A 17,682-nucleotide genomic window follows, 5' to 3' on the forward strand; every position below is an offset into this window, starting at 1 on the left:
GTGATGTTACAGGCCGGTCTGCCTGGCGTACTTTGCTCCGGAATAAATGGGGTACTTTGTCGCGGAACACTGGCGTACTTTCGTCGGAATATCTAGGCAGCACCATAAACAACAGGTTTTTTCAAAAAGTTAAAATTGAATTTTAGTTTCATTCTCAGGAAGCGGTTTTAGCGATATTCTTATTCAGGATATTCAAAAGTAAATATGCGAAAAAAGCTGTTTGGATTCAAGTGATCAGGGCTTTGTAAGGTCTGATTTTGTAACAATATTGAATCAGAAAGGGGAGAAAATTTCGTAAAACTTAAAGGTTTTATAATGATTTTTTGAATAAAATCTGTCGTTTAAACAACAGTCCGAATTAGGGGAGGGTTACAGGGAGGGTTACAATTGCATATCGAAGCCAAAATCAACCAGTTTAATGGAAGCGACAAACAAGTCGATCAGCCGTACTTCATTATCCTGGGCAATGGTCTGCTCTAAACAGAAAAACTCAGTCTGATTTCTGTCTTTTCCGGTGATGAATTTCATATCTTAATATACCCATAACCGCAAAAATCAAGGATCAATACTTATTGAAAAATGTGGAAAACAAGGAGGGGTTTTTAGACAGTTTGACGGTTCGGGTATTGCCGCAGTGGGGGATTATTAGCACTAAAGTTCATTAGAAGCACAACTGTTTGTTTAACCACAAATGTGTCATAGAAGCACGAAACCCGCTTTTTTGCCAAACCGTTGTTAGCACTTCGCCCTTCTTTTCTGTCGTGTTGTTGTCTGTCCATTTTGGTCTGTCTTGGTGGCTCTTTTGCTGTTTTTTGCTCGGCTTTGTGCGGTTGGAAAAACTGCAAATGTGCCACCAAAAGCGTTGGCTTATGTGTCTTTAAATAATTGTCCGTTAGTAAATAATTTTGTTAAGTCAATTGGTTTAATGTTTGTCAAGTCTGATTTGAATTTAACTTCTGAAACTCTTTCAGGAATATTAATTCTCTCAACCTTTGAAATGTCTTGATGTCTGTAAAAACGCAATGAATTTTTAGCTAAGTCGTAGTCGTATTTTATTTTCGTTGTCTGTTCAAAAGTGTTTCCAAGTGTTTTTGAAACAATTAGGTAAACTTTTTCTTTAAGTTCATTTTCTGTAATTCTATTGTCGATTTTGTCCAACAGATTTAACACGTTCAAACCATTTGAAACTTGTTTGGTAAAAATCGAAGCAATGATTACTTGACTGTCATTTGTTGGATTTAGCTGTTCAGCAGTAAAAATATGAACCCTTTCTAAATTACTACTGCTTTTAACTTCTATCTTTTCGCTGTCTGCATTAAAGTCAAATTTTTCTTCTGGTATGTTATGCCAATAATTAAGTAATGTTTCAGGGTTCTTACTTTGTTCAACTAAGATAAGTTCAGCCCAAAGCCCTTGTATTGTTTTAGTTGGCGTTTGTGTTAATGACCTAAATATTTCAACGAAATTTTTAAATGTTTCAAAAACTTCTTTTTGGGTTGGCTTCTTTGAAAGTGAGTTTAAAAGTGACTGTGTAATTCCAAGAAAATAGTTTTGCAAAGTTTCTTCATCGCTTTTAAATATGATTACCGAGTAATTGTCAATTTTCGATTTTCCATTTTCCCAAACTTTACATTCAAGATTATGTGTAAGTTCAATATATTTTAGCTTGATGTTTTTTTGTGATAAATGGGTTTGGTCAAATTTTGAGGAAATTAATATTACAGGAAATCCAAGATAGTTTACTGCAATTTTAGAAAATGGAAAATCACTCAATGCATTAGCATGGAATAATTTTGGATTTTCCGTTTGAGGAATTTCTATCTCTAAAAAAACATCTATCAAACTCATATATTGTCGGGTTGTCTGATGATATCTTTGCCAATTGTTTCAGGTATCCAAATGGCAACACTTACCAAATCATTGTAAAGTACATTCCCATTTTCATCTAAAATTGGATTACCACTTACGTCTGTTAGATTTAATTTGTGAATTTGTATTGTAACCTTATCTTGATTTTTAATATTTCTGTCACCAATGTAAACTTCGCCTTTTCTTAATCTACCGTTTGAAGTAGGTTGTTCCCCTTGAAATAGTTGCTGAATATTGTCGTTTTGGTTTAATCTACGTTGCCTTGTTGTTTGGATAATTGCATTATTTTCAATTTTTGAACTCATCAAATAAATCAAGCAAGTTTCATTTTGGTTTTCTTGTAAGTAAGAATTTAATAACCCTCTTAAACTTGAATAAGTTTGGCTATCAGTTTCTCTAGTAAACTTTAGTCTGTTCAAGAGTTGCTTTAAACTTTCTTCTAGTGATAATTCTGCTTCTAAATGTTTTTGCAAATCGGTTCTTTCTGTATGACCTTGATTAGTTGCAAAACTATTAATGTGATTATTTGTAAACTCAGCAACAACACTCTTGTTATATGGGATTAAATTTTCTGTGTCGTGTGGTGCTCCAACAATAAACCATTCTTGTCCAAAATAATCTCTATCAATATCATTGTATAAAATATTTGGTCTTGTAAGTCTTAACATTTGGTCTAAAACTGCTTCTCTGTCCCATTCGTTTAAATGTTTGTTATTTACATCAAATTCTTCTAAACGCTGTCTAACATCTTCTTCGTGTTCAATGATTGCTCTAAAAGCTTCAATGTTTGGGTTGTCTAACCAAACTCGGCAAATTCCTAAATACGAACCTTTGTAACCAAAAAACCTTGCTCTTTGTAAAGTTGTATCAACTTGTCCTGTTGCCAATGGTCTTGGCATATACGAAACTGTCAAGCCTTCAACTGTAAAACCTCTGTCCATTGCTTGACCGCCAACTAAAATATGAGAATAAAAATCACTCCAACGAATTTCAGGCGTTCTTCCTCGACTTGCATTAATTTCCATAATTCTTGTATTTTTTATGGAATGTAAAAGTCTTGTGTTTGTTAGCTCTTCAAAAGCTGGCAAATCGTTTACAGTTAAATTCAAATCATCATAAGCCTCTTTAAATTCTCTCAATAACTCGTTTCTTTCTTCTTCGTCTGCTGGAGAATTGCTTTGCAATAATGTTTTCCAACTTTCGCAGACATTTCTTATCCAAGTAAAAAATATATTTTGTGAGTTAGTTAATCGTGATGGGTGAACCATCATAGAACGATTGCGTTGGTCTCTTTTCATTTCACCTGCAACAACTCCCAAGAAAAATATTTTTAAAGCAAAAAGTAAACTTTCTGGTGGTTCGTGAACAGGATTGTGATTTGATGGAATTTCATTATCGGGAATACGTCTAACAAGATGTGGATTTTGAACAAAAAAAGCGTTGCCACCTGTATATCCATTTCCTGGCGTTAATAGTTTTATGAAATTTGGTGAAAGCCTATCCATAATATTTATGAATAGATTGGCTTGTGGTGTTGCTGTATATTGTAAAAAAGTATGATGTGGAAACACACTTCTTAATTCATTAATTCTTCTGTAAATTGTTGAAACTTCACCCTCATTTACATCTTCACCTGCATTTGAATTGGCTCTTGCTCTGGTATTTAAACTTGCTTGGTCGCTTTCATCATCTATAATTAGAGTTGGTACACCATTAAGATTTAAGTCTCTTAAAAGATTAGTAAGATTTCTTAACCGACTACCGTTCTTCATTACAGTAATCAACAAAGTTGAGCAATTTTCTCTTGGGAAAGTTTGGTCTGCCCATTGCTCCAGTTTCATTTCAATTGTGTCTCTGTCTTCTTGTGTTCCTGCATTTTTTATGATTGTCCATTTGCGGTCAAATCTTGTATCAACTCGCAAATCCTTTTTCATTCTTTCAAAAGACTGTTCAGAAAGTGGAATTGAAGTTCCTGCAATGATTATTACAATTTGATATTGATTGTCGTTGGCTAAAGCTGCTACAGAAGTAAATGAAAGTGTTTTACCGCTTTGAACATAACCAATTACTAAACCTGTTTCAACATTTTGTTGTTCGGTTGGGTCGCCACACATTTCCAAAATTTTGAAAGTTTCTTCAATAACACGGTCGCCAGTCTCATTGATATTTCCTGTGTTATCGGTAAACCCTTTGTGTTTTAATAACCCTTCAATTTCTTCTCCTTGATAAGGTTGCCATTTAGAATTGTTAGGATTTGTGCTACCAGTTATTTCTATTATTTCTGCCATAATTAACTTTGAGAGATTTTTGTAATTAGTTGATTGAAATTTCTTCGAATTTCTCCTTGGGTTTTCGCTCCACTTTCCTTTGCAATTATTTCTGCCAAACCCATTGCAGCTGCCATTTTTAAAATCGGTTCGATTTTACCGTTTTCAGTTCCTGCATACTCAACCATAAATGGATGAGTAAGAGAAAGGCGAATTCCAATTTGTTTCACATTAGGTTCAGATGAAGGTTCTTTTATTAAATGCGGACCAACTTCAAGTAAATCATTTAATGATGTGTCGTATGAAAGTTCAATTGAAATAAGCCAATTAATTTTATTGAAATTTACTTTGAATGATTTGTAAATTCTTTTTTCAGTTTTAGGCAATTCAATCTCAACGTCACTTTCAACCATAGGGTTTTCAAAAGTTTCTTTTATAGCTTCAGGTGCTTTCTGTTCAAAATCAGAAACAGTATGGCTCAATGCTTTGATACCTGAATTTCTATAATCAGTATCATTTGCCCTTGCTCTAAATTTCTCAGCTTGTGCTAATAATGGGAAGTTTTCGTGTGATAGTTCGTCTTTTAAGCATTGCAAAAAAACATCAAGATTTTCATCCCATTGTATTCCTTTTTTTGTGAAAGAAACATCAAATCCTTCTAAATGAAGCTCACCAAAAACCCTTTGAAAACGATAACTATTAGGTGCACCAAAGATAAATTCAGGCCTAAAACCATTATCAAAACTTCCTTCAATTACTCTTCCTCTTCTAAATAATGCAAATCCCGCTTCTGCTGTAGAACCTGTTTCTCTAATTCCAACAAAACCTGTAACGGATAAACCATCTTCTAATCCAAAATTAATTTCTCTTTTCCATTTTATTTGTTCTCCGTTTGGGTCATTATAGCTAGGTGCAACAAGTATGTTTGGTTCAGCAAATTGTAATTCAGTATTATCAACTATTAATTTTAAAATTCCTTTGCGTAGAAATTCTCTATAAATACTTGCTAAATGTGATTTTACTTTACCAAGCCCTTTCCGTCTTGGCATTTTGTTCACGTTTAGTAGTTCGATAATTGTGTAATGATGATTTTTATCTGTCGTTTTAGTTGTGAATTCTAATTCTTCAAGTTTGTCCTCAAAGATTTTATTCATATCGAATTTTACTGTTTTCTCAACTATTTCATTAAGTGCTTTTGTTCTAACAGTCCAGTAATCAGAAAACCAACAAGAAGCAGACTTCATTCCCATTCCAAATTCAGATAGTCCAGAAGTGTCTGCTGGAATTTCGGCAGCTCTAAAAGCTCGGCTATAGTTTGCTTTTTCTATTCCACCTGCATTATCACGAATTGTTATTTTGTTTTCAGGGTCGTTAATCTCTATTATAACTTCTAATTGAAAATCATCTCCATGGAGTTGTTTTAATGTTTTTTCATTATTCAAATAACTTGCAATTGCATTGTCTACAAATTCTGCTAAAGCAAACCAAGTTTCATATTCTAAAAATTTTAGAACAGAAAGCATAGAAACATTTGGTCTAATATTTATTTTGTTCTCACTCATACTGATAAAGATTGCGTTACTTTATTCCCATTTAATTTTTTCGCCTTTTCTGTCGGCAAATTGTTAACTGGGTCTATAATTAATTGCTTTGCAATTAATTCAACGATATGAGAATTTACTGCGTTGCCTAATGCTTTGAAAGCTGCATTATCATTTTCAGGCAATTTTATACCTGATAAAGATTGAAGTTTTAAACCTTCCTTTTTTGTTATGTATCTTTTTTCCCAACCAATTATTGGAATTTGTGTATTTGTGCAAACTAATGAAGGAAAAAAATCTGCTTTTTTTATTCTAATTCCTGATGCTCTGAATTGTAAAATGTAGTCTGTAATTTTTCTTTTATTATCGCCAACATTCCATTCTAGTTTTTGCCAACTTTGAGAAGGCAATTCAGAAATACGTCTCACAACATCTTCAACAAAGATTTTATTCTCCTTGTAAAATTGTCTATTGTATTTTATATAGCGTTGTTTCCAGTCAGGAAATTTTGTTTCAACTCTTGCATAACTTGGAAGATTTGCCAACTGTTCTTCTTTAGTCATTCCTTTTAAACTTATGCCAAAATTCCCTTTATATTTTGAAAGTTCATTTGCTGAAAGCAAATGAGGGAATTCGTCCATAAAAGGATAGGTTGCACCAAACTCCATTCCCCAAATAGGAAATCCGGGAAGTTTAACGTCTTTCGGAATATTAGAAATAAATTCCTGCCAAAGTTTTATACAGTCTTGATTGGTTTTAGGAAGTTTTTTCGCATCCGCTGGTTCTACTTCAATGAATTTATGAATATCAATTTTATTTGTTTTCTTCTTATCGACTTCATCAAAACTGAAATGGTCTAAACCTATTCTAGAGCCAACTATAAATATTCTTTTTCTGTGTTGCGGAATTCCAAAGTCTTGTGGCGAATAGATATTATGGTCAACGTTGTAACCAATTCTATCTAATTCACTTTTCATAAATTCCCAAGTTGCTTCATTGTCGTGTTTTGCAATGAAAGGAACATTTTCTAGTATGAAAAAAGTAGGTTTTCTAAATTCAAGAATTTTTACAATTTCATCAAATAAAGTTCCTCTGTCGTCATCACGTCCAAGTTGTTTTCCCGCTTTTGAGAACGGTTGACAAGGAAATCCGCCACATAAAATATCGTGTTCAGGGATTGTTTCAATTTCCTTTTCAACAATTTTTTTAATATCACCATGAACTTCAATTCCCCAATTCTTCTCATAAACTTGCCTCAGAATTGGGTCAAGTTCACTAACAAAAACACATTCGTGTCCTAGTTTGTGAAGAGCTTTGTGAAAACCGCCAAGTCCAGCGAATAAGTCTATAAATTTCATTTATTATATTTTCTATTTTAAAAGTGTCAAATTTACAATTTATGGTTTTGTTGTTGTCAAAAGTTGCCATCAAACTGTCAACCGTCCACTGGTTGGGTGGTGGGCATTGGGTGCGGTTGGGCAAAATTAAATGTGCTGTGAAAGCGTTGGTTTGTGTTTCGGCTTGCAGCTCTTTTAATTTGCAAAGAGTTGGCCTTTTGTCTGTCATTATTCTGTTCCTTTGTTATTGGTCGTGTCGCTTTTTAGGGTGAGTGCTAACGGTTTGCAGCTACAAGAAGTTGTCGATTTCGAAGCACAAAACTGTCTGCCACCACTGAACTTGATACGAAGCACAAAGCTACATTTGAGCAATGAACCGCCAATTTCTTGTAGCTGCTGTTACAAGCTGGGCTTTTTCTCTCGGTCAACTGTTTGCTGTTTTTACACATTCTGCTCTCAGATCTGATAATTGTTTTAAAGCGAATGGGTTCTTTGCTAAATTTAAAAGTGGTAAATGTCTTTGTATTATACCTGTCTCAACGCTTTCAAAATCACCATTAAACTCAACCCAATTAATGATCAAGTTTGCGTTAATCCATTCAATAATTTTCTGTTCGTCTTTCGTTGGAAATGTATAATTTCTTTTATTGGCTTTTGATAATAATGAACCTTTTTCTGGTTTGTGTCCTAGAACGGCTCCAATACTTCTGAAGAAAGTCCCGTGTCCGTTTGCTCTTAACTCTTGGTTTAAAAATCGTTTGCTTAAACTCTGTGAGGCAATTCCAATGTATAAGATATTATGTTTTCTGTCTTTTGCAATTGTGTCAAAAGGTTTGGGCAGTTTCATAATATCTTTGATTCGAATACAGTATAGACCAGGATTTTCAGGCACTAAATTGTCAATTGTTGCGGCACTTTTAAAATTTATCTCATTCATCAAAACTTTTTCAAGTAGAGCTATGTCTATCGATAATTCTGTGAGTTTTGGTTTCTGTTTAGTAGTCGGTTCTTTCGGAGTGCCAACTTTTACATTAGATTGTCCATTTAGGGAAACGGTTGAATCATTGCGATTAAAAATATTAGGGTAATTTTTAGTCCGACCATGAATTTGAAAAGGATCAATAGTTGAGCCGTCTTTTTTTTGATACCATTTATTTTTATTCAGCCCATTTGCAATTTCAGTTGTCGTCATAGGTCGTCCGGTCTGCTTTAAAAGTTGTTCTATCGCTTCGTGTAGTGTCATATGTTGTCTGTTTTGTAGCCTTGCTTGTAACTTGTATATACTGATGATAAATATGCAACAAGCCGCCCAAATCCTGATGGCTTGTTCAATGTTTATCAGGCTTATTAAATTTGTTTAATAGAAAATCTTTATTCGGCATATGCAAATACCTATCCTCATATAAACGAATATACCCGTTTATTTTAATCAAAAATTAAATAATTTCAACTAAAGGAGGCCGCGAAATAACTCATTATTGATCCGCATTTACTTCTATTTATCAAGGCTGGTATACCTATTACAAGGCACTCTGTAACCTTATAGTACATACAGAATAATAGCATTAACCTGGCATTTTGCTTAAAACTTCTTTTGAATAAAATTTCCGTTCCCTAAATTCTTTTTAATTGTGTAGAATACCTTACGGGAAACCGGAAATGATGTATTTGTTAATTAAATTTCTGAAAGCAAACCAGGTTTAAAGAAATTAGGTTCATGCTTGTTTTCATTCAAACAGGTTTCAACAGAATATCTAAGCAAGGAACTTGAGTTAAAATCTTGCTTTTTATACCCTAATTAATAAGGCATAAAATTAGCTTTCAGGAAAAAAAAACGGAATGTTTTGTTGTTTAAGCGAGTCGGAAGACTCTTTTTTATCGTACATCGGAAGAGGCGCTGCGCTTAAACTGTACAACAGCTAATGAATGTTGCGCTAAAACATCAATTTTTTAATCAATAGAAACTCTCCAGACAGTTGATAGATTCCAACTATCGGGCTAAAGCCCCAAAATGAGCAAAATCTTAGCCCCAGCTAAAGCTGGAGCCTATTGAATAACCTTACTAGTGGATGTCATAAACTGTACACAGCTAATGAATGTTGTGCTAAAAAATCAATTTTTTAATCAATGGAAACTCTACGGATAGTAGAGCTTAAACTACCAATGGTAGATATATTCAATAAAACTGATGGCCTTTTTGGATTCGGAATTTAACTAAAACGAAAATACAGGGACGGTTTCGGGCCGGTTTCTCAGCCTTTTACTGTCTTTTATAAGCCTTCTGCCAGACTGAAGGATACCAAATTCGAGACAGGTTATTACCAGATTCGATAATTCACGTGTAGTTTTCCTGGAGTTCTTCGGGATGTGTTCGCTTGCCGCCAATACCCAATCGAACAAGTCCTGAACCAGTCCTGAATCTGTCTCGCTTTTGTCTCGCTTTTGTCTCGCTTCTGTCTCCCGGCAGACTCGAAGACGAGTCGAACAGCAGTCGAACACTTGTCGAAGCGCACCCGAAGAAATAGTGTATTTTCCCGAAGTTTATGAAGAAAAACGCGGTTTTAAGCTAATTGACCGAACAAAATGTATATTCTTCCGAAGCAGGACGCTGGAAACGCATTGTTTCCTTTTAAGGCCGGAATAAAGGATTCTGCTGAGTTATACCGGTCGGGTGATATTTGTATTGTCAGGATTGAGAACTGGTCTCAGGTAGCCTTAATTTGGCCTGAAATTGAAAAATAATTCCAGGGTTCAGCTTGGTGGTGAAATACTCGATACTTACAAAAGATCTCCGGTTTTTTTATACAGATTGTTCTTCTGCCGAAGATTGCCGGTCGGGAAGAATCAGCCTTGTCATGTGGTACTGAATTTTTTTCCTGAGATCTATCCTAAATGAGAAGAAGCAGGGGAGGAATTTTGATGAAGCTTTACCAACTTCAAATACACCAGGGCGGAGGAGGTGTTGGCATACTGCTGATCAGGTTTATTGAAATTTACTTTATAGTTAAAATGTGAAAGCTGAAAGCCGAAAGGTGAAAGCTGAAAGTACAAAGGAAATGACGTTGATTTGTCAACATTTCGCAATCTGCCTGCGCCCAATTTCATTATTTAAGAGTCCGGTTAGTTTCTTTAGGACAAGACACTTTGACGTCAGAGTTTTATTGATAGTTCTAAGTGTCCGCCAAGTCCAAGTTCAACTATTTTTTGAAGTGTAGAAATACGGACTTCTTTAATGTTGTTCTCAATTTTCGAAATGTAGCCTTTGTTAGTTCCGCATTTTTTTGCAAGTTCTTCTTGTGTCAATCCTTTTTCAAGTCGGGCTTGCTGAATGAGAAAACCAAGTTTAAAGGTTTCATATCCTTTTTCAAAATTGTCACGTTTGGCAGCCCCTTCCTTGCCGTATTGTTCGTCAACAAATTGGTCAAGTGTCTTTAAATTATTTTTCTTGCTCATAATCTTTTTTAATTTTTAATGCCTTTTCAATTTCGGATTTCGGGGTCTTCTGAGTCTTCTTTTGAAAGCCGTTTGCCAAAATCACAAGTTTACCTTCGTCAAAAAAGCAGAAAATGCGAAAAATGTCGCTGCCCTGCTGAACCCTGATTTCATAAAGCCCATCCGTTCCTTCCATATGTTTTAAATAGTCGGTCGGGATTTGTTTTTGAGTTTCGATGATTCTAAAAGTCCATAAAATCTTGTCTTTTACTTTCTGCTTCTGTTTGTAGTAGAATTCAGAAAAGTAGTCTTTATACAAGGTTACAGTTCTTAGTTTTATTTCACTCATACCTTGCAAAGATAGGCAATGTTATCTGAATGGACAACATTGTTTTTTTGGAAGACTCTTTTTTATTGATCCGTAAACGTAGTACGTGTGGTTGGATTTCAGAAACAAGAAATCTTAATTCTACAGTTTTTTCGGCTCTGCTGCCAGTCTGCCTGCCAAATATCCCATCGGAATGTAAGCTAAACCAAGATCCAGAACAGTGTACCATAATGGAGATGGAAGCATAAAAACACTGGCAATTCCTCCAATTAAGAAAAACACTCCGATGCCCATTGCAAATTTCATTTTTTGGTTTGCTGCAATCAAAGCTGCAAAGAAAGCACCGGTAAAAGTACCCAGAGCGTGAGCCAGAAATGGGAAAATAAAATGCCTGGGTTCGAATAAGTGCATGGATGCTTTTAGTCCTTCTGTAGTAGTAACATCTGAACCAGTGGGTGGAGGAATAATTGAACCGCTTATCGTAATAATGCCCATGTTTATGGCACTTCCAAGGATTACTCCTGTAATTATTGCCAGTATGTTTTTAATAACAGGATTCATAATATGTTGATTTTTAATGTGATATAAATTATTTAATTACAATGTCTTTTCGAAACAAATGCTATTCTCAATTCCCTCATATTGTCCGTAATTCGGAATAAGAATGAAGCCCGTTTTATTGTAAAGAGACACTGCTTCTTTTTGTCTTATCCCTGTTTCAAGAATACATCTTTTATAATCCATTTCTTTCGCCCAGTTCTGAAGCTCAGCAAGGATCATGCTGGCTAGCCCTTTGCCTCTGCTCTCAGGTGAAGTAAACATCCGTTTTACCTCCATGGTATTTTCATCATATTTTTTTATCGCACCACAAGCCACAGCCTTTGAGTTTTCGTAAGCGATGATCACATATTTGATATGGTCGACTTTATTGAACTGAGAATAAAAGGTATGGTCTTCTCCATCGGTTATGGCTAAACCGGCATCCAGTAAAATGATGAGCTCCTTGAAATCGGGATTGTTTGCGTCGGTTCTAAGCAGTTTGATCATTATTTTTTATTGAAATATTTTGGGATATATTGATGCTCTTAAGATATTATTTTGTTGCCAGATATAGTTTTGTATTTCTATTTTAATTTAGCAATTCATGCTGCTATTAAATGGCCGCAGTTGAGGGAAGCTTTTAGTTTTACATTATAAAACACTAATGTCCGGATAAAAATGTAAATCAATTAAAATTAAAATCATCCCGCTCCTGCCGCGGGAGAGGGCACTTACTTTTCCCTTCAGCTGGAAAAGTAAGCAATGCCGATCCGCCCAAGGCGGAGAGACCACGAATGCAAAAAAAACAATAAAAAATTGAGTAACAGCCGCGGCTTCCCGGTATTTATTGTAAATCCACGCTTTATCCTATCAGTGTAATCCAAGCCGTGTTTATGGTTTGAAATATATGAACGGATCTGCAACACTTCTCCGGATTAATAAAGGCAGTGATTTATGATTGTTAATGCAAGGATAAAGCACGCCTTTACTGCCAAATCCCAGGAGGCCGATCTCTGCAGTCAGCAATACCGGTAATTTATGAACGGTTGTTACCCATCGCACTGCCCCAGCTACCATTCATATCAGATAAACGGAACCGAAGGACGATTCTCCCGGTGTAAAACCGGGACAAAGTGCCAGCTAAATCAAAAAACAGTTGCAGTTTCTTTCAAATAGCACTTCCGAGCATTAGATTTTGGGATCATATCCGGACGGCTCTCATATTTTAGTATCCCCCAAAAGCAGCGATCGCTTTTTTTTGATGTGTGGTGGTCTTGTGGCAAAAGGCACCTAGGGATTGAAGAAGGCTTTTGGGCACTTTTGGCCTTCAAACCTGAGCCGCCCTTCTGCGGCGAAAGCATGAACACCTTTAAAAAACAATAAAAAAACCTGTGAATAACTCCGAGCCCACCCGGCGATAGAGGGTGGCAAGGTTACAGGGGGCTTGCTTTTCGAAATTTTTAATAATGCCCCCCTTTTAATAAAGTAAATGAAGATTTCTTGTTACTCCTTAATTTAACCGGACAGTTATAATCATAAAATTATGTCTTTGTGTCTTTGAGAAGCTACTCTTTATAATTTCTTTACACCCGGTACCAAACTCGTCAGATCTCCAATCTTAACTGGTTTTCCACTATCGATACTGTTCCGGGCTGCAATTCCGGTTAGGATGGCAAATGCTCCATCTCTTAATCCTGCGGCCTGCCTGTAAGGATCCGTTTGATTGGGTAAAAATATATGCTGCTTCATCCGGTCATCACCACCTCCATGCCCGCCTTCTGTATTGGAGATCTTAATGATCTCACGTTTACCGAAATTGCTGGTTATCTGTATCTCATCGAAGCCTTCATCATCCCATGGTTGTCTTTCTTTGATCCATGCGTCCATTTTTCCCTTGGTTCCGTTAAAGGATATCCTGTATCCTTCATAAGGTGAATAGGCTGTCAATGAATAACTTACCTGGACTTTATTGGCATATTTTATTTGTACTGCCATTTTATCGAATATGTCGATATCTTCCTTCCACACACAGCCATCGCGTAAATAGCCGTCGTATTTTTCATTTTCAACATAGAGTTTCATCATAGTGGAACTCTTTGTGATATCCCAATAGAAATCGCATTGTTTGGTATGCGGACAGGTGCGGCAATGGGTATGCCTGAATGAATTATTCTTTCCGTAAAAATCCAATGAACCGTAAGCAAAAACTTCTTCCGGATCTGAATCGATCCACCAGTTCAGCAGATCAAAATGATGGGATGCTTTGTGTACCAGCAAACTGCCGCCTTTTTCTCTTAATCGATGCCAGCGTCTGAAATAATCAGCTCCATGGCTGGTATCCAGGTACCAGTGAAAATCGACCGATGTGATCTTGCCGATAGTATTTGCACGCAGGATCTCATATATTTTAGCACGATGGGGAGAATATCTGTAATTAAAAGTCACGCGCACTTTCTTACCTGTACGCTTTTCGGCATCCAGAATAGCCTGACATTTATCTTCATCGGTAGTCAGTGGTTTTTCTGTGATGATATCAGCGCCCATTTCCATTCCTTTGATAATAAATTCATGGTGCGTATTATCCACAGTGGTAACCATGAGGATCTCAGGTTTGGTTTCGCGCATCATTTGATCGAAATCAGTGAAAGTAGGGCAGGATACACCCATATCTGATTTTAAAAATCGCAGACGACCTTCATTGATATCACAAAGCCCGACAAATTCAACTTCATTTCCGAATTTTTCAACCACCGATTTACCCCACATGCCTAATGCCCGGACACCCAGTCCAACCATGGCAATTCTTTTTTTGGCTTTTGTTTTCAAAAATGCTTCGGCTGAAGATGCTGGCAATAGTGTGGAGCCGGCCAGGATTGTACCGGTTTGCAGGATAAATTTCCTTCTTTTCATACAAAGAGATAAGATTTACTAATTCAGGAAATTAAGTTAAGTATATTCCTTTATAAATAGGCAATACTGAATGGAAGGTTAATGAAACTTTAACTCAGATAAAAATTGCTAGGCCTTCATGGCCAGGAGTTTTAAATCCTTTGGCATTTTCTCAATGGCATACCTCAATGCAGTCCGCGGCATGTTTGATTTGTTTTCCATTACAAAATCAAAGATCTCTTTTTGATGAGATTGGCTGGCGACTTTTAGCATCCAGCCATATCCTTTTTGAACCAGATCGTCTTTGTCGTCTAATAAAATGGTGGCTATTTCCAGGATGTCATTTAAGAATAATCCTTTTCTGGCCGGAATGATCAAAGAAACAGCAGCAGCACGTCGCATCCATCTGTTTTCAGATTTTGCAAATGTTTTCAATCCGGGTAAATATTCCGGATACATTTCTAAAAATGCACCCATTGTATGATTGCAAAAGGTATCACAGGATGCCCAATTGTTAACATAGGTTTTTATCCAATTCTCAAAAATCTGAAAATCAGCAGGTTCATATTTTTTATGAATGGAATAGGACCAGTCGCATGCTATGAATGATTCTTCCATATATCCTGATTTCCAAAGCTCTTCACATAATTCGAAAACTTCAGATTTTGACCGGGACTTAAGTATTTTAAATTCGTTTTTACTGATCTTTCGGACGGTTTCAGTTTTAACCCCATAACGTTTGACCTCTTCCTTGAAAAATATCTGGCCTGTCGCTAAAGTCTTTTCATCAATATTGTTTTTTAGCTCAGCGCGAATTATATTGATGACAGTATTCATATTTCAAATCGCTAGTATCCTCATAAAAATGTAAATGATCAATTAAAATTTAAATCATCCCACTCATGCCGTGGGAGAGGGCACTTACTTTTCCCTTCAGCTGGAAAAGTAAGCAAAAGAGCCGCGACTTCCCGGTATTTCTTGTAAATCCACACTTTATCCTATTGGCGTAATCCAAGCCGTGCTTATGGTCTGAAATATATGAATGGATATGCAACACTTCTCCGGATTACTTGAATGCAGTGATTTATGATTGTTAATGCAAGGATAAAGTACGCCTTTACTGCCAAATCCCAGGAGGCCGATTTCTGCAATAAGCAATACCGGTAATTTATGAACGGTTGTTACCCATCGCACTGTCCCAGCTACCATTCATAACAGATAAACGGAACCGAAGGACGATTCTCCCGGTGTAAAACCGGGACAAGGTGCCGGAAAAATCAAAGAACAGATGCAGTTCATTCATACAGCACCTCCGAGCATTAGATTTTGGGATCATATCCGGACGGCTTTCATATTTTGATATCCCCCAAAAGCAGCGATCCCTGTTTTTTGATGTGTGGTGGTCTTGTGGCAAAGGGCACCTAGGGATTGAGGTCCCGATTGCCATCGGGATTGGGCACTTTTGGCCTTCAAACCTGAGCCGCCCTTCAGCGGCGAAAGCATGAACACCTTTAAAAAACAATAAAAAACCTGTGAATAACTCAGAGCTCACCCGGCGATAGAGGGTGGCAAGGTTACAGGGGGGCTTGCTTTTCGAAATTTTAAATAATGCACTCCATTTATTAGTGTAAATGAATTTTTCTTGTTATTCCTTAATTTATCAGGATAAAATTTTTATTTTATTGGCTTTGTCTGAAATCCTTAAACAATTTGATTTATTTTAACAGCATCAGCGATCCCATAGTTTCTATTCCATCAAAGAAATTGCCAATACGAAGATTTTCATTTTCAGCATGCTGGTTATTATCGTGATTCACTACAGGGATAGTAATGGTTTTCGCATTCAGATGCTTTTCAAACAAATAGAGTGGGAGACTTCCGCCCATAGTGGGTTGCAAAACTACCTGGCCGGTGGTTGTGGTTTTGATGGCTGCAATGATCTTTTGAACGATTGGAAGATCCATTGTAGTGCGTTGGGCGTTATAGCCTTCTTCAGGCACTATTTTAATTATTTTGCCATGGTCTTTTCGTTCCTCATCGATAGGATCTTTATCAGTCACATAATATCCCTGAGCTTTTATATGATCAATTACTTTTTGTTGCTGCCTTTTCCAGTCGTTACCCAAAACCAGTCTCAGATCAATAACAGCAGTCGCAGTGGTTGGGATCTGGTTAGTTGCCAGCTTCCCTACATTGCCGCTTTGTATTCCATTGATATTGAGTGAAGGCAGATTGATCGCTTCGCTCAGACTTGTTCCCGGTATTTCAACAGCGCTGATTCCCAGTTCATTTTTCATTTGCTGATCTACTGAAGGGACTTCTAAAAGAGCTTTTCGCTCTGCGGGACTTAATGCGATCACATCATCGTAAAATCCTTTGATCGTCACTTTGCCATTCTCATCTTTCATAGAAGCCAAAAGGCGGGCTAACATCATGGCAGGATTTGGTGCCCAATTACCATATTGGCCACTGTGCAAGGGCCTTTTTGAAGCGTATACGGTAAGGTCCAGATGCGTATCCCCGCGAACACCGAAAACGACCTGTTTTTTTCCGGATTGATGGACGGGTCCATCACAAATGATCCAGAGGTCAGACTTTAACAAAGACTTATGTTTATCGAGTATTTCGTTGAGATGTGTTGAACCTTCTTCCTCTTCTCCTTCAAAGAAGAATTTAATATTAGAGCCCGGTTTTAATCCGCTTTTTATGAGGGCATCGTAGGCATTCAGGATTGCAGCAACTCCAGCTTTATCATCAGATGATCCGCGTGCATAGATTCGCCAGTCGCGTTCAAATTTTCCATTAGCTGGAAAAGAAATGAGACTTCCGCCATTTTGAAGGGCATTTGTAAATAAGGCAGGCTTAAACGGTTCAAGTCCTTTTGCCCATTGGGATGGGTTTACCGGCTGACCGTCATAATGTGCATAAAATATCAGCGTTTGAGTGGCTCCAGGAACGATCACTTCCCCATAAACTGCAGGAGGGACATTAGCAGTGCCTGCATTTAAGAGCTGTACGTTTTTGATTCCTCTTTGATCCATCATTTTCATAATAAATGCGGCATTCTTCTGCAGATTAACCGGGTCTGCAGCCACATTTGGCAATGAAAGAAATTCGGAATATTCAGTCATTATTTTTCCGGCATTTTGCAGAACCTGCTTTCGGATGCTTAATATCTCCGGCGATTGTGCTGAAACTGTCTGAATGATCAATGTGCAAAGGAGAAAAATGTTAAGGGTCTTTTTCATTAAGTTCATGTTTATCAAATTGAAATTAGGAAAAAGGATTGGGTTATATGGGATTTTTATCCTGTGGTTGGTGTTATCCACCAACCACCTATGATGATTTGCCCGCTCATAGCCGCGGGGGCCTATTCACTTTTTCCTTGAGTGGCTGTTGCACAACTTATTTATTTTAAATATTACTTTGTTAAGTAACTGATTATTAGTATTTTGTATTATGCAAGGCAAGAAAAAATA

At 36.7% G+C, this 17,682-nt stretch carries 13 protein-coding genes; all 13 read right to left on the reverse strand.

The genetic code is table 11. From position 1 onward, the window contains the following. Nucleotides 1-381: 381 nt before the first annotated feature. Entirely contained in the window at nucleotides 382-528 is a 147-nt protein-coding gene (locus tag BLR27_RS18615) for a hypothetical protein (RefSeq protein ID WP_176767746.1), read from the reverse strand. Between the two features lie 339 nt (nucleotides 529-867). After that, nucleotides 868-1,848 (reverse strand): PD-(D/E)XK motif protein, encoded by a 981-nt coding sequence (locus BLR27_RS17620; RefSeq protein WP_090707107.1) that lies wholly within the window; start codon nucleotides 1,846-1,848, stop codon nucleotides 868-870. Beyond that, nucleotides 1,845-4,157 (reverse strand): Z1 domain-containing protein, encoded by a 2,313-nt coding sequence (locus BLR27_RS17625; RefSeq protein ID WP_090707109.1) that lies wholly within the window; start codon nucleotides 4,155-4,157, stop codon nucleotides 1,845-1,847. Before BLR27_RS17625 ends, BLR27_RS17620 begins: the two co-directional genes overlap by 4 nt. Before the next feature lie 2 nt (nucleotides 4,158-4,159). Further along, on the reverse strand, nucleotides 4,160-5,698 hold the full coding sequence (locus tag BLR27_RS17630; protein ID WP_090707110.1) for an ATP-binding protein: 1,539 nt from the start codon (nucleotides 5,696-5,698) through the stop codon (nucleotides 4,160-4,162). Beyond that, complete coding sequence (locus tag BLR27_RS17635; protein WP_090707112.1) at nucleotides 5,695-7,035, reverse strand: DNA cytosine methyltransferase; 1,341 nt, start codon at nucleotides 7,033-7,035, stop codon at nucleotides 5,695-5,697. The genes BLR27_RS17630 and BLR27_RS17635 overlap by 4 nt, the downstream gene beginning before the upstream one ends. A 403-nt stretch (nucleotides 7,036-7,438) precedes the next feature. Next, nucleotides 7,439-8,257, reverse strand: a complete 819-nt coding sequence (locus BLR27_RS18665; protein WP_221406374.1) for a GIY-YIG nuclease family protein — start codon at nucleotides 8,255-8,257, stop codon at nucleotides 7,439-7,441. Nucleotides 8,258-10,164: 1,907 nt separating this feature from the next. Continuing rightward, entirely contained in the window at nucleotides 10,165-10,467 is a 303-nt protein-coding gene (locus tag BLR27_RS17650) for a helix-turn-helix domain-containing protein (protein ID WP_090707116.1), read from the reverse strand. After that, nucleotides 10,451-10,795, reverse strand: coding sequence for a type II toxin-antitoxin system RelE/ParE family toxin (locus tag BLR27_RS17655; protein ID WP_090707118.1), 345 nt, complete (start codon nucleotides 10,793-10,795; stop codon nucleotides 10,451-10,453). The genes BLR27_RS17650 and BLR27_RS17655 overlap by 17 nt, the downstream gene beginning before the upstream one ends. A gap of 120 nt (nucleotides 10,796-10,915) precedes the next feature. Further along, the gene (locus tag BLR27_RS17660; RefSeq protein ID WP_090707119.1) at nucleotides 10,916-11,335 is read right to left on the reverse strand and encodes a hypothetical protein; all 420 of its coding nucleotides are present in this window, start codon (nucleotides 11,333-11,335) and stop codon (nucleotides 10,916-10,918) included. 36 nt (nucleotides 11,336-11,371) lie between these two features. After that, nucleotides 11,372-11,821: a GNAT family N-acetyltransferase gene (locus tag BLR27_RS17665; protein WP_090707121.1), complete on the reverse strand. Its 450-nt coding sequence runs from the start codon at nucleotides 11,819-11,821 to the stop codon at nucleotides 11,372-11,374. Between the two features lie 1,065 nt (nucleotides 11,822-12,886). Further along, on the reverse strand, nucleotides 12,887-14,224 hold the full coding sequence (locus tag BLR27_RS17680; protein ID WP_090707125.1) for a Gfo/Idh/MocA family protein: 1,338 nt from the start codon (nucleotides 14,222-14,224) through the stop codon (nucleotides 12,887-12,889). A 108-nt stretch (nucleotides 14,225-14,332) separates the two neighbouring features. After that, a complete protein-coding gene (locus BLR27_RS17685; RefSeq protein ID WP_090707127.1) occupies nucleotides 14,333-15,040 on the reverse strand; it encodes a DNA alkylation repair protein in 708 nt (235 codons plus the stop codon). Between the two features lie 878 nt (nucleotides 15,041-15,918). Continuing rightward, a complete protein-coding gene (locus BLR27_RS17690) occupies nucleotides 15,919-17,451 on the reverse strand; it encodes a M20/M25/M40 family metallo-hydrolase (protein ID WP_090707129.1) in 1,533 nt (510 codons plus the stop codon). Between the last annotated feature and the right edge of the window lie 231 nt (nucleotides 17,452-17,682).

It is taken from the genome of Daejeonella rubra, assembly GCF_900103545.1.
GTDB lineage: Bacteria > Bacteroidota > Bacteroidia > Sphingobacteriales > Sphingobacteriaceae > Daejeonella > Daejeonella rubra.

Bases quoted from the DNA above. Each gene is read 5' to 3' on its own strand.
- BLR27_RS18615 (WP_176767746.1), bottom strand. From the start codon at position 528: ATGAAATTCATCACCGGAAAAGACAGAAATCAGACTGAGTTTTTCTGT.
- BLR27_RS17620 (WP_090707107.1), bottom strand. From the start codon at position 1,848: ATGAGTTTGATAGATGTTTTTTTAGAGATAGAAATTCCTCAAACGGAA.
- BLR27_RS17625 (WP_090707109.1), bottom strand. From the start codon at position 4,157: ATGGCAGAAATAATAGAAATAACTGGTAGCACAAATCCTAACAATTCT.
- BLR27_RS17630 (WP_090707110.1), bottom strand. From the start codon at position 5,698: ATGAGTGAGAACAAAATAAATATTAGACCAAATGTTTCTATGCTTTCT.
- BLR27_RS17635 (WP_090707112.1), bottom strand. From the start codon at position 7,035: ATGAAATTTATAGACTTATTCGCTGGACTTGGCGGTTTTCACAAAGCT.
- BLR27_RS18665 (WP_221406374.1), bottom strand. From the start codon at position 8,257: ATGACACTACACGAAGCGATAGAACAACTTTTAAAGCAGACCGGACGA.
- BLR27_RS17650 (WP_090707116.1), bottom strand. From the start codon at position 10,467: ATGAGCAAGAAAAATAATTTAAAGACACTTGACCAATTTGTTGACGAA.
- BLR27_RS17655 (WP_090707118.1), bottom strand. From the start codon at position 10,795: ATGAGTGAAATAAAACTAAGAACTGTAACCTTGTATAAAGACTACTTT.
- BLR27_RS17660 (WP_090707119.1), bottom strand. From the start codon at position 11,335: ATGAATCCTGTTATTAAAAACATACTGGCAATAATTACAGGAGTAATC.
- BLR27_RS17665 (WP_090707121.1), bottom strand. From the start codon at position 11,821: ATGATCAAACTGCTTAGAACCGACGCAAACAATCCCGATTTCAAGGAG.
- BLR27_RS17680 (WP_090707125.1), bottom strand. From the start codon at position 14,224: ATGAAAAGAAGGAAATTTATCCTGCAAACCGGTACAATCCTGGCCGGC.
- BLR27_RS17685 (WP_090707127.1), bottom strand. From the start codon at position 15,040: ATGAATACTGTCATCAATATAATTCGCGCTGAGCTAAAAAACAATATT.
- BLR27_RS17690 (WP_090707129.1), bottom strand. From the start codon at position 17,451: ATGAAAAAGACCCTTAACATTTTTCTCCTTTGCACATTGATCATTCAG.